This is a genomic window from Shouchella rhizosphaerae (assembly GCF_036700015.1).
In the GTDB taxonomy this organism is placed as follows: domain Bacteria; phylum Bacillota; class Bacilli; order Bacillales; family Bacillaceae_D; genus Shouchella; species Shouchella rhizosphaerae.
The window spans coordinates 2,906,616-2,922,983 of the sequence record NZ_CP144921.1; the positions used below are offsets into that span (position 1 = coordinate 2,906,616).

Genomic DNA, 16,368 nt, shown 5'->3' on the forward strand with positions numbered 1-16,368 from the left:
CAATTCATTTTACCCGCGGAACCAGCCGATTGGTTGCGGTTGCTTATTGCGGAAAATATGCTTTGTTTCCGTGTACTCTTCTAAGCCGATTTTGCCTAATTCCCGCCCGAAGCCAGATTGTTTGTAACCTCCCCAAGGTGCTTGGGCAAAGTATGGGTGAAAGTCATTGATCCATACCGTTCCTAAACGAAGTTTGCTTGCAATGCGTTCTGCTTTGCCAATATCATTGGAAAAAATAGCGCCAGCAAGCCCATAGATGGTGTCATTTGCCTTTGCGATCGCTTCTTCTGTTGTTCTGAATGTTTCGACTGTAAGCACAGGACCAAACACTTCTTCTTGGACGATGCGCATGTTGCTATGGCAGTTCGTAAAAATAGTCGGTTCTAAGAAAAAGCCGTTTTGAAGTTCAGGGGCGTCGGGACGTTTTCCGCCACAAGCAAGTGTAGCGCCTTCATCTAATCCGATTTGAATGTAGCTTTCAACTTTGGCGCGGTGGGCGGCAGAGATAAGCGGCCCAGACTCTGTTTTTTCATCAAAACCATTGCCGAGCTTGATACGTTTAGCCCGCTTTACTAATTCTTCTACGAAATCATCATGAATCGCTTCTTCCACAAGCAAGCGCGAGCCAGCAGAACAAACCTGTCCAGCATGGAAAAAGACAGCGTTTAAGGCTTGGTCAACGGCTGTTTCAAAATCGGCATCAGCAAAGACGATATTAGGGTTTTTGCCGCCAAGTTCTAAAGCCATTTTTTTAACGTTACTGCTTGCCGCTTGCATGATCGTCTTGCCTGTTTCAATGCCTCCAGTAAATGAGATCAAGTCGACATCTGTACTTTCGGCAAGCGGTGCGCCAACTTCCTTGCCTGTGCCAAGCACAAGATTGGCCACTCCTGTTGGAAGCCCGACTTCTTCAAACAGCTCAAATAGCTTCATCGTCGTAAGAGGTGTAAGTTCGCTTGGCTTTAAAATAAGGGTATTTCCGGCAACGAGTGCAGGCGCCAATTTCCATGCTGCTTGCAACAACGGATAATTCCAAGGCGTAATTAGCCCGCACACGCCTACAGGTTCACGGACAACGATGCTTGTTGAGTTCGGAAGCGGGCTCCGAATGACCTCGCCCCCATTTTTGTCCGCCAGACCAGCAAAATAAAAAAACACATTGGCGATGTCTTCCATATCTGTTCGGCTTTCTTCAAGCGTTTTACCTGTATCAAGCGACTCCAAACGGGCAAATTCCTCGTTTTGATTGGCTATTTTTTGGCCAATTAGACGCACCCGTTCACCTCGTTCACTTGCGGATGCAGCGGACCAAACGCCTTCATCAAAGGCAGCTCGGGCGGCTGCAATCGCAGCTTGGCTGTCTTCAGCCGAACCTTCTGGCACTGTTGCGATCACTTCCTGGTTAAAAGGATTAATAATTTCTCGAACGCGGCCATTCTTTGCATCCGTCCATTCCCCGTTAATAAACATCTTTCCGCGAATCATCAACCTCTCTCCTTTGTTTTATTTAATATATATTAAACGTTTTATACAAAATAAACATAGCATTTCTGTTTGTTTGTGTCAAAAAAAAGCCTCCTAAAATAGTTGCCCATTGTAAGGATCACTATTTTAGGAGGTTCTTTAACGAAAACTTGATATGGTTGTAGCAGCTAAGTTCTTTGTTAGGAGGTGCCGTTTTTGTTTTTATAGCGTTCTACTAGATCTTTGGCAAGGTTTCCAGTTTGGAACTGTTCGACTAGCAAACCAAGAAACTCATAATATTCAAGAGAAGCCGTTATTTTTTTTAATGTGTGTGCGGCTTCCGCCCGTACCTCATCTGGCGTCTCAGCATCATCCACTAATGCTTCATACAGAGGAATGGCTTGTTTAACTGCCTGAAGGTTTACGCTACGTTCCCGTTCCCATCTCCGCGTAAAAAAGGAAATAAAAAATTGAAAGAAGTCTTTTTCAGCCTCATACAAGTCTTTACGCTCGCCTTTTCGGTACACGCGGTGGATAATTTTTTCTTCTAGAAGTTTGCGTACACCAATACTCATGCTGCCTTTACTCATTCCTAATTCATCGCGAAGGTCATCGAGCGTCATTGGCCCGTCGTTTAAATACAAAGTCGCATAAAGTTGCCCGACTGAACGGTTTACACCATAAATGTCCATCGTATCGGCTATGCCGTCTTTAATGATAGCGTGCGCTTGCTCTAATTTTTCAAAAGCATGTTCATCCTTTTCCATTTCAACACCTCAATTGCAATTTAACGAAATTTAGCGATAGTATAGCTGTTTACCTGTAATAAAGCAAGGTAGCGAAAGACTGGCGGGTTCTGTTGGATGTTGACAGAACGAGAGGCTATGTTAGTATAGTGTCTAAAATATTTAATTCGTTTTAAATATATTATACATAATTGAGAGGATGATCGGTAATGAAAACCATTCGCTTGCTTGCGTTTTTGCTATTGGCTTTGCCTATGATGTCGGCCTGTGGCGCCCAAGGGGAAGAAGCCAAAGAAATTGAACTCGTTTACGTTGTATGGGATTCTGAAATCGCTTCAAACCATGTAGTGAAGATTGCTTTGGAACAAGCCGGTTATGATGTGACGTTAACAAGTGTTGAGCAAGGAATCATGTGGTCGTCAGTGGCAGACGGAAGCGCCGATGCCCATGTTGCCGGATGGCTGCCAGAAGATATGAAAGTCCACTATGAACAGCATAAAGATGACATTATCGATTTAGGAGCTAATTTGGAAGGGGCACAAACTGGCTTAGCTGTCCCAACGTATATGGAGATTGACAGCATCGAAGAATTGTCGGCTGACGTCGTCAGTACCATCACAGGCATTGACGCTGGCGCAGGCGTAATGATGACAACGGAAGAGGCGCTTCGTGAATATGGAATGGATGACGTTACGTTGTCAGCAAGTTCAGATGCGATTATGACGGCAGAGCTTGGCAACCGCTATGCGGCGCAAGAACCAATTGTCATTACCGCTTGGCAACCTCACTGGAAGTTTAATTCGTATGATCTAAAATTTCTTGAGGACAGCAAAGGCATCTATGAAGCAAATGGAGAAATCCGCACAATTGTCCGCGCAGGCTTGGCCGAAGAAAAGCCAGAAGCGTATCGGATTCTCGACCAATTCTACTGGACAGCAGATGATATGAATGAAGTCATGTTGTATATGGCAAAAGACGGAATGGAGCCAGAAGAAGCAGCGGAAAAATGGGTGAATGCCAACCAAGATAAAGTCGATGAGTGGTTGAAAGGCGTATAGGTTTAGAAGGAACCGTACATTGAAACGCCGTGAGGGATCATGAAAGCTGGTTCATTCCGGCTTTTTTGTGTTAAAGGCTGATACTGGGTTTTCCACCAAAATTGGCACCAATCCCCTTTTGGAGGCAGATTCATTCAATCATTAAGCGCTGAAGGAGATCAAGTGTATTCTTAAAGCACAAAGCAGGCCCGTATGGCTGTCTCTCCATCGTCATCAACTCTAATAGTAGCCCCATTTATTTTTTACAGTCAGCTAAAAGAGGCCGTTTAAAAAAGATTTTTAAGTACAGAAAAGAACCTCCCATAAATAATTTAGGAGGCATAGAATGTACCGTTTTTAGTTTAAAGCAGGGCTAAATGGCGGAATTGTTTTCTAGTACCTCCTTTCAAAAATCGTTCTCATAAGCTACCAAATCTTCCACGTCTTTTATCTCCTTTGTTCCTACTTAATCCTCATCAAAGCCCTGTATCAACGCTTTTATTTTTATATATATATGAATATAGTTAAGCAATTTTAATAGAGATCTTAAAGAATACCTATCATAACATGTCTAAATAAAGGGAAATCTTTTAAAGGTTTGTTGAGATATTTCTATCACAGAAAATAAAATTTAATAGATTAAAAACATACTAGGAAAAATGAATTATTAAACCAACATACATATTCTATTTAAAGGGTTTTAATGGTGTTAATCCGCCTGACATTAACGGTTTCTTTGCTAAAAGTAGTGGCTTCATATCAGGTCTTTTTTCAATGGGAGTAGTTCCCTAGAAGGATCGTACAGTCAATCTTATGCATCTTTTGGTACAGGCCTTAAGTGTTGTGTTGGGTTGTGTGAATGGTATGTAAGTAGGGAAAAGATGATACGTGACTAGACTATTCGTATGCTATCATGCGTATCAAGTACACTAAAATAAATAAATAGACCTATTTGTTTCGTATAAATAGGCCTTAGTTCCTCTTTGTTTAAGATGTGTGCTTAGGAGAAACCAAACATGAAAAGGGGAGTGATCGTTTTTCTTTTCCTATTCGTTTAAGCAGATTTTAAAAAGTACGTTATGAAGCATTCGCAAGCAATCCTTGTCATTTCTCGGTAAACAAAACCGCTGTCGGCTATCAGCGCATATACGATTCAGGGCAGCAATGGCTATTCAAAATAGCTTTTTAGTGCGCGGTCAATATTCGGAAAAATGGCTTTATTATGTATGCTTTTTTGCTTTTTACCAATAAAGTTACCGAGAAAAAATACTTAACAGAGGAAGTGTGAACTATTGTCTTCGAAAAAGTACGATTACAAGAAAAAGATGAAAAATAGGCAAAAAAGAAAAATGAACACTCTTTCAAAAGTGGTCGCTTCTACGGCGATTACAACTCTAACAATAGTGCCTTTCAGCAATCTTATTAATGCTGAAGGTGTATCTGGAAATGTATTGACGAACCCAAGTGCCTATGCTTCGGCAGCTAGTCTAACAGAGTTTCAATTATTGACGGATGTTGCAGTCAATGCTCAACTTGGTGATGCTGATGAAAATGGGCTTTATGATCTTGGGCTTTCTTTAACTGGGCGAGGCCTTGCTGATGCTGAGCTCTTCGGTCCAGAGCGTACGGTTATCTTTTATTCTCCTGACCTTGCTGATAAGTGGACCGTAGAAGGGCCAGCGCAAGTCAGGGTAGAAATCCTTCCAGTTACAATGGATGCTTTGCCAACTTTAGGCAATTTAATAGGGGATATCACGCAGCAATTAAACTCTGTAGTTAATGACTTGGTTAATACAGTGGATGGGATTGTAAATAATCCAATTACGGCTCCTTTAATTCGGGTAAGTGGATTAACAGAATTACAAGATGCTCTAAGTGCGCTTAATAATATAGATGGGGCGCTAGCTGATCTGCTTGCTTATAATGATGAAGTAGAAGCAGTCGTCCAGCCAGACGGTTCAATTCTTGTTAATTTTTCAGATGGCTTAGGAAACCACCTTGAATCAGCGGTTCAAGATGTGGTGGTTCAATTACTGAATGATGTTGTAGATGCAATCGGCAATGTCAGCATTGACATTTTGGGCGGCGGTATTTCTGTTCCTCTAGAGCCTCTTCAAGCGCTTGTCCAACCGCTTTTAGGTCTAATTGATAATATTTCCAGTGGAGCTGTTGATCTATCCAATGACTTGGCAGGCGTGCAATTGCTTGGAAGTACAGAAGTTACGCTGAACGCAAAAGTGGATGGCACCGACGTATCTGGAGAAGTTCCAATTTACGGCGCAGGTGTACACGATAGCACAATTGACCTTCAATTGCTAAATAGCATTGGTGATTATGATACAGTAATATTTGATGATGACAGTGATGCGGATGCGGACGCGGATGCCGATGCGGATGCTGACGCCGATGCGGATGCTGACGCGGATGCGGATGCGGATGCCGACGCGGATGCGGATGCGGACGCCGATGCGGACGCCGATGCGGATGCCGACGCTGACGCCGACGCGGATGCGGACGCCGATGCGGACGCTGATGCGGATGCGGACGCTGATGCGGATGCGGACGCCGACGCTGATGCGGATGCGGATGCGGACGCCGATGCGGATGCGGACGCCGATGCCGACGCTGATGCGGATGCGGACGCGGATGCGGATGCGGACGCTGATGCGGATGCCGACGCCGATGCGGATGCGGACGCCGATGCCGACGCGGACGCTGACGCGGATGCCGACGCGGACGCTGATGCGGATGCGGATGCGGACGCCGATGCGGACGCGGATGCGGATGCGGACGCTGACGCTGACGCTGACGCCGATGCGGACGCTGATGCGGATGCGGACGCTGACGCCGATGCGGACGCGGATGCGGATGCGGACGCTGACGCCGATGCCGACGCGGATGCGGATGCGGACGCCGACGCGGATGCGGACGCCGACGCTGATGCGGATGCGGATGCGGACGCCGACGCGGATGCGGACGCTGATGCAGACGCGGATGCGGATGCGGATGCGGACGCCGATGCGGATGCCGACGCTGATGCGGATGCGGATGCCGACGCGGACGCGGATGCCGACGCGGATGCGGACGCTGACGCTGATGCTGACGCGGATGCGGATGCCGACGCGGATGCGGATGCGGATGCGGACGCCGATGCCGACGCGGATGCCGACGCGGACGCTGATGCTGACGCTGATGCCGACGCGGATGCGGATGCGGATGCCGACGCGGATGCGGATGCGGATGCGGACGCGGATGCCGACGCGGATGCGGATGCGGATGCGGACGCCGACGCGGATGCGGATGCTGACGCTGATGCCGACGCGGATGCCGACGCGGATGCGGATGCGGACGCTGACGCGGATGCCGACGCGGATGCGGATGCGGACGCTGACGCCGATGCCGACGCGGATGCTGACGCGGACGCTGATACGGACAAGGACAGGGTTACTGATAAAAATCGGGTTGATCGAGACTATACTGGTAGGCAAGACTCTTCGAAAGATGGGAAGAAGCTCCCTGATACAGCAACTTCCATTTGGACTGTAGGAGTTACGGGAATGGCAGCACTATTAGCTGGAATAAGTGCTCGTCTATTTAGAAGAAAGAAATAGAAGTGTTAAATAAGGAAGCAAATGCGCTATTAGCATTTGCTTCCCTTTAACTAATCCAGGAGGTTGAGCCATGAACCAGAACCTTACCCAAATATTTAATCGTGATATGGATCAACTGCATGCATTTATGACCGAATCAGAGGAGTACAAGGAACTACGAAAAGAAAAGCCGGTTATCTTGTTTCTTTCTATCGGCTATTTAGATAAACGAGCAACCGTATTAACCGTCAAGGAGAATAGTTTTCAGCGCGCTTGGAAACGTCTTTACAACAGAGGGATTTCCCTCATGAAGCAGGAATATTCCTGTTTGAAAATTGACTGGGTTACCAGTATTGAACAACACTCGCTTTTGTCGTTTATTAACATTATGACCAAAACAAAAAAGAATTACTTTAGGCAAGGAATCAGTTTTGATGAAAACTTTAGCCATGCTTTTTTAGAGCAAGAGATCAATGGAAACGCCATGATTCAAATTGACAAAGATACAAAGCGAGGGTATTTAAATGAAAAAAACATTCAATCTTATATTCGGAACCATCGCCCTCATTTAAAACAATTAGACTTCAACAAAGTTTCCTCGGTTATCACCTTTACAACGAAAGGTTACTTTTTAGAAAATCAGCAGCTTTATGCCCTTAAAGAGGGGCCAAGGGACAACGGAAGACGGGATACTGCTTTAGACGCTGCGGAAGTAAAAGCAATGATTGCTAGTGGACTTAATTATTTGGCTAAAATGAATAAAGCGGCAGGCCAATTTACATATGGGTATTTTTCTTGTTTTGATAAAGAAATTCAGTTTTATAATTTGTTGAGACATGCCAGTACACTTTATGCGATGATCGAAGCGCTAGAAATTACTCAGGATAAAGAAGCCATTCCGGCAATTGAAAGAGGCCTCGAATATTTGCTGAAGGGGCTACATGTTGATAAAAAGCAAGGGACTGCCTATGTTGTCGACGGAGTCGAACAAGATCAGTTGGAAGTTAAATTAGGAGCGAATGCAGCCGCCATCCTTGCTTTTACAAAGTATACGGACGTTTTCCAAAATGATCGTTACCTTCAAGTTGCCCAACAGCTGGCAAATGGGATATGTCAGCTTCAACAAGAAAATGGCGGCTTTCACCATGTCCTCCATTATCCATCTTTCGAATTAAAAGATGCGTTTCGAATTGTTTATTATGATGGAGAAGCTGCTTTTGCTTTGCTAAGGCTCTATCAATTAGACAAAAATGAAAAATGGATGAAGACAGTTGAAAAAGCGTTTGATTACTTCATTGCTAACGAATATTGGAAAAATCATGATCACTGGCTTAGTTATTGTACAGAGGAATTGACACGTTATAAGCCATTGCGGAAGTACTTTCAATTTGGCCTACAAAATGTTCAAGCTAAATTGGATTTTATCTATCATCGCATCACCACATACCCGACTTTTTTAGAATTGACATTGGCAGCTTACAATATGATTCAGCGAATGAAAGAAACAGAGCATCGAACCCTTTTAGCAGAATTCGATGAAAAAAAACTTCAAGACACCATTCACAAACGCGCAGAATATCAACGAAATGGATATTTTTATCCAGAATTGGCTATGTATTATAAAAACCCTTCTAGGATTCTTGGTAGCTTTTTTATTCGCCATCATTCATTTCGAAGCCGTATTGATGATGTAGAACATTACTTATCTGGCTACTGTCGCTATTTTGTGCACATGAGGGCTGAATCACGATTGTTTAAATAGAGAGGACCGCGATATGAAACGAATTGGAAATTTGCTAATCATAACAGGTCTAATTGTTTTGGGGGCATTTGTTTATCAACTGATGGCTCATGAACGCGCTCAAGACAAATCACTGGTAGAAGCGAAAGCGTATATAGAAAAAGCCGAACGTGAATGGCTACATGCTGGAGGAGACGAAGACGGCGGTGCTGTCGAAACCTTTCGTCCAGACGCTCACGAAGCCTTTGCAACATTAGAGATTCCAAAGCTAGATCGGACAATCGCCGTTGTAGAAGGGACCAATGAAGAGGCTTTGAAAAATGGAGTCGGTCATTTATCCGAATCTGCTTTTCCTGGGCAAAATGAACAGATATTGTTATCTGGCCATAGAGACACTGTATTTCGTAATTTTGGCGAGCTGGAAATAGGCGACTCTTTTATTGTAACGATGCCTTATGGCAAATTTACGTATGAGCTAAAAGAAACTGAAATTGTTTCCGCAGATGATACTTCTGTCATTCGAAAAATGGGGGAGGAAGTGTTAGTCATCACGACTTGTTATCCTTTTCATTATGTAGGAAGCGCCCCTGAGCGATTTGTTATTTATGCGTATCCTACAACTTAAACAGTGCATCGTTTTTAGCCTTAAAGTGAACGAGGCAAAAGTATTGGTTTTTGCTTTTGGAAAAAGCGAACATACTGCGTAAGCATGTCACCAGAGGGCATGCTTCTTGCCAATGCACCTCTCAAACCTGAATGTCAAAGGTCTATGTGACGCGTTTTTCGTAAGGAGAATGCATTGTAAATAAACATAAAAAATAGGCATGAGCGTCTCTCCGACAGTAGCATAGATTTAAATAAAGACAGAGAATGAATAGAACAATTTAATTTATTGAAGCAAGAGAAGAGGTGAATGGCTTGGATTATTTTTTGAATGGGAGTGCAGTTTCTAAAGTACGAATTCTAAGGTTTTTGGAGGCCCAAAGTCAAAGTGTCTCACTTACACAAATAGCAGAAGTATGCGGTATTGAAAAACGAACAGCGAAGAAAAATGTACATGAATTGGCTATGGAACTAGAAACCTTAACAGACCAAGCCAAAATCGTTCGCTCAGAAAAAACAAAAGGCTATTGGTTGGAACGCTCATTTGCGTTTTCTGTTAAGACAATCGAACGGATGTATAACCAACACTCGTTGCCTTATCAATTTTTGGATACTGTATTCAAGGGTCAGTTTGTCAATAGCGTGAAGTTTTCAAATGAAGCATATGTTAGTTATGGATCCCTTTATCGTTCTCTCAAACGATTAGTGCCGCTTTTAAATACGTTTGATTTGGACATTCAATTAAAAAGGGAGCCCATTATTCATGGAGACGAAAAACAAATCCGTTATTTTTACTATCTTTTTTATTGGGATTCCAACTGGGCAGAAGAATGGCCATTTGACGTAATTAGTATTAAACAAGCAGAAGCGTTATTGGACAAGGCGTTTGGGCGTTGCCAGGAATCGTTGTTGTATTGGGTAGGTGTAAACGTAACTAGAATCCGCAAAGGGTTTACCATTGCCAGGGATCGTTTTTTTGACGTGTTTGTGAAAACACATCCTTTGTTTGAGCAATTTCGGAAAAACATCTATACCTTTTATAAGGAGCTTACAAAAATAAATGATCGGGATTTAGAGGATGAAATTGCTTTTTTATTCTTAGCGTTTATTTCTTTTTCTTATATAGAAAAGGGTGACCAACGTTCCGTTTCTTTTATCCAGAATGCTTTTTCCAACGCTTCTGCAGATTTTGTAAAACATACGATTCAATGGTTGGATCGCTTTATTGATTTTTTTGGCGTCGCGATTAGTGGCGAAGAATATACGACATTATATGCTAACTTAATCAACATTCATTTGGCAGAAAGTTATTTTAGGGGGAATTCCTTTTTTTTCAGTAACGACCTTTCTGAAACAGAACCTGACCAATTGATTGACTCGTTTCTGAATCATTTGACCACACAAGTGGTTTGGTTAGATAAAAAGACAAAACGAGAATTGTTAGATAGGTATCGATTTTTATTAAGAAATGTACTGGGTTTTGATGGTGCAGTAAAACCCATAAAAATAAAGCTGTATTCCATTTTTGGCGAAGCAGGAAAAAACGTAGGTTTAAAAATGGTGCAAGAAGTTTATCCCCACTCGCGTTTTTGTGAGCGAGGGGAAACGCCAGATTTGATTGTTTCAGACCGCGATTATGTAACGTTAAAAAAAGAAAAGGCAAACGGAGCGGTCGTCTGTATATTGAATGTGAACAATCCAACGAAACAAGATTATTTAAGGCTGGAAAATTGTATTAGAGTTATATTAAAAGAGAATGAGTTGCAACCGACAGTAAGCAATGTCATTCATTGAAAGCAGCAGCTGCCAGTTATGTTTCGTCGATAAGGTTCCTTTTTCGATATCGAAAAAGGAACCTTTAACTATTATTGAGTATTTGTCACTTCAATGTTTTAATGGACCTGCTGTTTTGGTATGGTTCCTTTTTGTTATTACGGGTAATTGAGTGTAGGGTTTCTAAAACTTGCCGGTGCCATCAAAATGATTTTTCGATCATTCATAAATAGTGCCATGCTTGTCGACATAGCGGTTGGCAACGATCGTCCGTTCAAAGCGATCACCGTTTCTTGTCATTCCTTCAATATCAATGGTAATCGTTTGCGAAGTATCTTTTTGGGGCGGCAGCGCGTGAAGCGAAGCAGCATTGGCTGTGATGTTGTCATCATTGACATGGATGGTGTAGCGTGTTTTGCTGACATCGATGGCATTCGGGTCAATGTCAGACTGGAGGCGAACGCCGTCAAAAGCGATGGCTGGCGAAACGCCGCCTTCAAGTGCGATAACCGCTAAATAGGCTGTTGTTTGCGGGTGTTTCATTTTTAGTTCCCATTCTCCAGCACTCGGATGGTCCAATTTAAAATGATGAGCATAAGCTCCGTAAAAAACACTGTGCTCTTGCTCGGCAGCGACGGCGGCAACAGAATAGACTTGCCCATCTGGAGAGTGAAGTTCAGCGGAGTCAAGCTTTTCATTAGCAAGTACCGAGATTTGTGCTTTTTTTACGTTTGGCTCGATGGCAAAAGCCTGGCTGCCATTTTCGTTAAATTGGCCGCCGCGGATTATAGTGGCGCTCATGGACTTCGCATGCTCTTCTTCATTCGCTTGTGCACCCATTTGCGCTTGCAGCAAAGGGAAAATAAGATGGCCTTGCGCCACTTGCATATGATCCCACCGGTTGGAAGCAAGTTCTCGGGCGTAGCTTAGTCTAGAGCTATTCACTGTCACAGCCCCATCATTCGTGCCGAAAAATTGCAAATACACTCCGCCGAAATAGAGAGCAGATCCAAATGAGCCCCAAGATGTTCCTGAAATCGTCGAAAAGGGGACAGATTGTGCAGAGATTAAACCGTCTGTTTGCGCTCGAAAATAGGCCATGTTCCCTGTTTGCAAAGAGTCTGTGCCTTCTGAGCGTTGGCCGATGATTTCCGCGAGCCAGCCAGCCCAGTTGCTATATGCTAAGTTGGCGAGTTCACTTCCGTGGTGAGGCGAACCGAGCGTAATGACTTCTTTTACATAAGGTTCAGCCCCATAATGTAGGAGCGCAGTTTGCGTATCGACGCCGCCTTTGCTATGGGCAACAATTGTGACCTTTTCACCGAAATGGTGGTAAATATCGCGAATTTTTTCTGCTAGTAACTCGCCATTTTGCCAGTTTGATTTATCTGGGTGCAAATTGATGTAAGCACTCGGAAATCCTTGCTCATATGTGTGTACGAACATGTCATTTGGCTCGAACCAAGTGAGCGCGGAACTATTAAGACCATGGACAAACAAGATCGGCGATCCAGCAGTCGTTGCTGGTGTATCACCAACAACCCAGGTTCCTGGCGGAGCGCCGGGCGCTGGTTTTCCTGCGCCAAGAAACCCAGCGTGTGCTGAAGCATGCGGCCATAAAAGCAGGAAGGACAACAAAAATAAAGTAAGCGCTTTCAAAAATGATTCTTTCATCCAAATTCACTCCTTATTTGTCAGATAATACATTCTATGAACGATTTCTTGTTGCATGTATAGGTAATAGAAGCGATTATTATATTGAACTGGCTCGAAAGCAAACAAATGGACTTTGTTGGCAACTTCATTTATGGTATACTAGACCGTTAGAATCGTTGGAAAGGATTGTTGGCGCGTGGTAGACAGGAAGCCTATTTTGATTGTCGTTTCCGTAGAACCTGAAAAACAGGCTGTCTTACAAGGGTTGGGAAATTCTTCAGCCTATGAAGTACTCGTTGGCGGCGTAGGGATGGCCCAGGCAGCTGCACGTACAGCAAGGCAGCTCGCCCAAAAACATTATCAGGGAACGATAAACATGGGGATTGCGGGTGGCTTCCCTGGAAAAGCGGCAAATGGCACGGTTGCTGTCGCAACGTCGATTATTGCCCCGGAAATAGGAGCAGAGTCACCTGAAGGGTTTTTGACGATTGATGCGCTCGGTTTTGGTACACAAACGTTGCCTGCAGTTGCAAACGATTCTTATATTGGGAAACTTCAAGAAGCTGTATCTGTGGCAACGGGTACAATTTTGTCCGTGATGACTGTGACTGGGACAGAAGCGACGTTAAACGTCCGCCAATCCTATGGAAAAGATGTAGTGGCGGAAGCGATGGAAGGGTTTGGAGTAGCTAGTGCAGCAGCGGAGTTTGGCTTGCCTTTTGCCGAGGTTAGGTCCATTTCAAACCAAGTAGGCATTCGCGATAAAGCAAGCTGGGAATTTGCGAGTGCTTTTTCGTCGTTGACGAAAGCAGCAGAAAAATTGAAGGAGGTTGAACAACTTGGAGATTGCCTTTTCACCATGTCCAAATGACACATTTGTCTTTTATGCATGGGTTCACGGAAAGATTGCTGGTGCCCCTAAGTTAAATGTAACCTATGCTGATATTGACCGCACCAACTACTGGGCGATTGATCAGACGGGGCCTGAAGTTATGAAAATTTCTTATGCTGCGTTGCCGTATGTACTGGACCATTATTGTCTAGTGCCGAGCGGAGGCGCTCTTGGTCGTGGGTGCGGACCTCTTGTGTTAACGAAAGAGCCGCAAGAAGCAGCGACTCTTGAAGGGAAAACGGTTGCTGTGCCAAGTGACCGCTCGACTGCATACTTATTGTTCCGTCTCTGGACTGAACAAAAACTTCCTAAAAATAACATCTTTATAAAAGTGATGCCATTTGACCGTATTATGCCTGCAGTCGCAAAAGGAGAAGTCGATGCAGGGCTTGTCATCCACGAAGCACGCTTTACATACGAAACGTATGGCTTGTCCCTGTTGCAAGATCTAGGCGAATGGTGGGAAAAAGATACAGGATATCCGATTCCGTTAGGCGCGATTATTGCCAAGCGTTCTCTCGATAAAGAGCAATTGGCCAAGTGGGCCCGACAATCAGTTGAGTATGCATGGGCACACCCTGAAGAGACAAGCGATTATGTGCTTTCACATGCCCAAGAGCTTTCAGCAGAAGTCGCCAATGCTCATATTGAACTTTACGTAAATGAGTTTACGAAGTCACTTGGAGAAGATGGCTATCAAGCGATTGAGAACTTGTTAGGCCGAGCAATGAAACAAGGGCTTGTCCCTGACTTTGACATTGCTAAAATTCGGTTATAGCGCTAAGCGGAGCTTTGTAAACTACGAATGAATAGCGAAAAGAGGGATAACGGCAGTGGAGAAGGAAACCACAACGCAATATAGGCAGCTAGCACTAGCGATGCTGCGGACAGGGCTGTTTGGGTTTGGCGGCGGCCCGTCTGTCATGCCACTGTTTCGAGTGGAAGCTGTTGATACGTATAAATGGATGGACAATGAAGAATTTGGCGAGACGCTGGCGATTGCTAATACGTTGCCAGGACCAGTGGCAACGAAAATGGCAGCCTATTTAGGTTATCGATTGAAGGGCTGGACGGGCGCTTGTTGGGCAACGTTGTGGCACATTTTTCCTACGAGTGTAGCGATGGTGTTGCTTTTTTCGCTTGTTGATGCTATCAGTGGTTCGGAAGTGGTTGCTGGCATGATAGGCGCAGTTACACCTGTTATCGCTGTCTTGCTTGCGCAAATGGCGTATGATTTTGGCAAGAAGGCGGTTAAAGGTTTTGGCTGGGTTTTTGGCATGCTCACTTTTGTTATTGCCTTTGCCGCTTTGCAAGGGTTTGACGTACATCCTGGCTTTGTGATTATTGCCTTCATTATTTACGGTGTGTTTCATTATAAACTGATGGATAAATGGCGGAGCAGGCAAAAAGGAGAGTCGTCATGATTTTATTATATTTATTTATCGCATTTTTTCTTGCTAACTTGCTAGGCTATGGTGGAGGCCCGGCTTCCATTCCGCTTATGTTTGAGGAAATTGTCAACCGCTATCAGTGGTTGACGAGCGATGAGTTTTCCAATGTCCTTGCCTTGGCCAATGCTCTGCCAGGGCCGATTGCAACAAAAATTGCTGCGTATGTCGGGTTTGCTGCCGGGGGCTGGCCAGGGTTTATCGTTGCTCATGCAGCGACCATTGTTCCATCAGCGCTGGCCATGATTTTGTTGATGCGTGTTTTGCGAAAGTACCGCCAGTCAAATGTGGTCAAAGGCATTTCCCTTGCTGTTCAACCTGTTATTTGCATATTGATGGTAGTGTTGACGTTCGATATCATTGGCGATGCTGCTGCCCAAATTGGTTGGCTTCAGTCATTGGCAATTGCAGCGGTTGCTTTTCTGCTATTGACAAAGGCAAAAGTCCATCCGGCATTAGTGATTGTCGCCTCATTTGTTTACGGAGGTCTTGTCATTCCATTTCTAGGGTAGGCAGTTAATAAGAGAGTCGGTATGCGGTATACACACAGGCAGTTTTATAATAAGCTGCCTGTTTTTATGTTTATTTATGTTCGGTTATGTGTGATAATGGAACAGAGAGGTGAAGAATCATGTTCACATTGGAACGGCACGAAAAACTGCTTGCCTATTTAGCGAAACACAAATCGATACGCGTTTCCCAAGCGAGCGAATGGCTTGGTGTTACCGAAAAAACAATCCGCCTAGATTTAGAGCGCCTCGAAGAAAAAAAGCTGCTCAAGCGTGTTCATGGCGGTGCCGTATTAATGGAAACCGATACAAGCTTGTTTCCGATTCAGGAACGGGAGCAAAGAAATGAAAAGGAAAAGCACGCTATTGCGGAAAAAGCAAAAGCGTTGATTTGTGAGAATGACGTGATTTTGCTAGATGGCGGCAGTACGACGCTTGCCCTTGCTGAGCGCCTTGGCGACAAGCCGATGACAGTCATTACTAATGACATCCGGATCGCGAACGCCCTTTACGAAAAAGAAGCAATCCAGCTTATTTTGCTCGGAGGAACACGCCTTGGCACTTCTTCGGCACTGTATAGCCAGCAAACGACGGCAATGCTCAAGTCGTTGTATGTGCAAAAAGTATTTTTAGGGGCGACTGGCGTCTCTATTGATCACGGCTTATCGATACTAAACAGCTTTCACTATGAATGGAAAAGAGCGGCCATCAATTGCGGACGAAAAACGATCTTGCTGTCTGATTCAAGCAAGTTTGGCCAAGTTGGTTTAATGCGATTTGCAGACATCACAGAAATTGACGAACTTGTCAGCGATGACTTGTTAGACAGTGAAACACGAAGCGTCTTGGAGGATGAATACGGCATCAATGTTTATTAACAAGTGCAGTAAAAAACAATGCCTAGTTGTA

13 protein-coding genes and 1 pseudogene are annotated in these 16,368 nt (G+C 44.3%); 10 read left to right on the forward strand and 4 right to left on the reverse strand.

Annotated elements, in window-relative coordinates; all coding sequences use genetic code 11:
- Positions 1–9: 9 nt before the first annotated feature.
- The gene (gene betB, locus V5G21_RS14425; RefSeq protein WP_422397337.1) at positions 10–1,485 is read right to left on the reverse strand and encodes a betaine-aldehyde dehydrogenase; all 1,476 of its coding nucleotides are present in this window, start codon (positions 1,483–1,485) and stop codon (positions 10–12) included.
- A 179-nt stretch (positions 1,486–1,664) separates the two neighbouring features.
- Complete coding sequence (locus tag V5G21_RS14430) at positions 1,665–2,231, reverse strand: GbsR/MarR family transcriptional regulator (protein ID WP_338464863.1); 567 nt, start codon at positions 2,229–2,231, stop codon at positions 1,665–1,667.
- A 188-nt stretch (positions 2,232–2,419) separates the two neighbouring features.
- Here V5G21_RS14430 and V5G21_RS14435 point away from each other — a divergent pair, with 188 nt between their 5' ends.
- Both V5G21_RS14435 and V5G21_RS14440 read left to right on the forward strand, forming a co-directional pair.
- Positions 2,420–3,268 (forward strand): glycine betaine ABC transporter substrate-binding protein, encoded by an 849-nt coding sequence (locus tag V5G21_RS14435; protein ID WP_011245837.1) that lies wholly within the window; start codon positions 2,420–2,422, stop codon positions 3,266–3,268.
- A gap of 1,328 nt (positions 3,269–4,596) precedes the next feature.
- Positions 4,597–5,538, forward strand: a pseudogene (locus V5G21_RS14440) (adhesive domain-containing protein); the annotation flags it as partial.
- 24 nt (positions 5,539–5,562) lie between these two features.
- On the opposite strand, the gene V5G21_RS14445 reads toward V5G21_RS14440, so the two are convergent.
- A complete protein-coding gene (locus V5G21_RS14445) occupies positions 5,563–6,735 on the reverse strand; it encodes a hypothetical protein (protein WP_338465535.1) in 1,173 nt (390 codons plus the stop codon).
- Between the two features lie 193 nt (positions 6,736–6,928).
- Here V5G21_RS14445 and V5G21_RS14450 point away from each other — a divergent pair, with 193 nt between their 5' ends.
- The 3 genes from V5G21_RS14450 to V5G21_RS14460 all read left to right on the forward strand — a co-directional run bounded on the left by V5G21_RS14450 (position 6,929) and on the right by V5G21_RS14460 (position 10,975).
- The gene (locus V5G21_RS14450; protein WP_095326931.1) at positions 6,929–8,599 is read left to right on the forward strand and encodes a hypothetical protein; all 1,671 of its coding nucleotides are present in this window, start codon (positions 6,929–6,931) and stop codon (positions 8,597–8,599) included.
- Between the two features lie 13 nt (positions 8,600–8,612).
- Entirely contained in the window at positions 8,613–9,203 is a 591-nt protein-coding gene (locus V5G21_RS14455; RefSeq protein ID WP_011245840.1) for a class D sortase, read from the forward strand.
- Positions 9,204–9,496: 293 nt separating this feature from the next.
- Entirely contained in the window at positions 9,497–10,975 is a 1,479-nt protein-coding gene (locus V5G21_RS14460) for a helix-turn-helix domain-containing protein (protein WP_338464865.1), read from the forward strand.
- Positions 10,976–11,173: 198 nt separating this feature from the next.
- Here the strand turns inward: V5G21_RS14460 and V5G21_RS14465 are convergent, their stop codons facing one another.
- A complete protein-coding gene (locus V5G21_RS14465) occupies positions 11,174–12,628 on the reverse strand; it encodes an esterase/lipase family protein (RefSeq protein WP_095326933.1) in 1,455 nt (484 codons plus the stop codon).
- A 199-nt stretch (positions 12,629–12,827) separates the two neighbouring features.
- On the opposite strand from V5G21_RS14465, the gene V5G21_RS14470 reads away from it, so the two are divergent.
- From V5G21_RS14470 to V5G21_RS14490, 5 genes are all read left to right on the forward strand, one after another.
- Complete coding sequence (locus tag V5G21_RS14470; protein WP_050748947.1) at positions 12,828–13,481, forward strand: futalosine hydrolase; 654 nt, start codon at positions 12,828–12,830, stop codon at positions 13,479–13,481.
- The gene (locus tag V5G21_RS14475; protein ID WP_095237322.1) at positions 13,450–14,280 is read left to right on the forward strand and encodes a 1,4-dihydroxy-6-naphthoate synthase; all 831 of its coding nucleotides are present in this window, start codon (positions 13,450–13,452) and stop codon (positions 14,278–14,280) included. The genes V5G21_RS14470 and V5G21_RS14475 overlap by 32 nt, the downstream gene beginning before the upstream one ends.
- Before the next feature lie 100 nt (positions 14,281–14,380).
- Entirely contained in the window at positions 14,381–14,926 is a 546-nt protein-coding gene (locus tag V5G21_RS14480) for a chromate transporter (RefSeq protein WP_051881235.1), read from the forward strand.
- A complete protein-coding gene (locus V5G21_RS14485; protein WP_011245846.1) occupies positions 14,923–15,462 on the forward strand; it encodes a chromate transporter in 540 nt (179 codons plus the stop codon). The genes V5G21_RS14480 and V5G21_RS14485 overlap by 4 nt, the downstream gene beginning before the upstream one ends.
- A 119-nt stretch (positions 15,463–15,581) precedes the next feature.
- Positions 15,582–16,337 (forward strand): DeoR/GlpR family DNA-binding transcription regulator, encoded by a 756-nt coding sequence (locus tag V5G21_RS14490; protein WP_095237323.1) that lies wholly within the window; start codon positions 15,582–15,584, stop codon positions 16,335–16,337.
- The last annotated feature ends 31 nt before the right edge of the window (positions 16,338–16,368 follow it).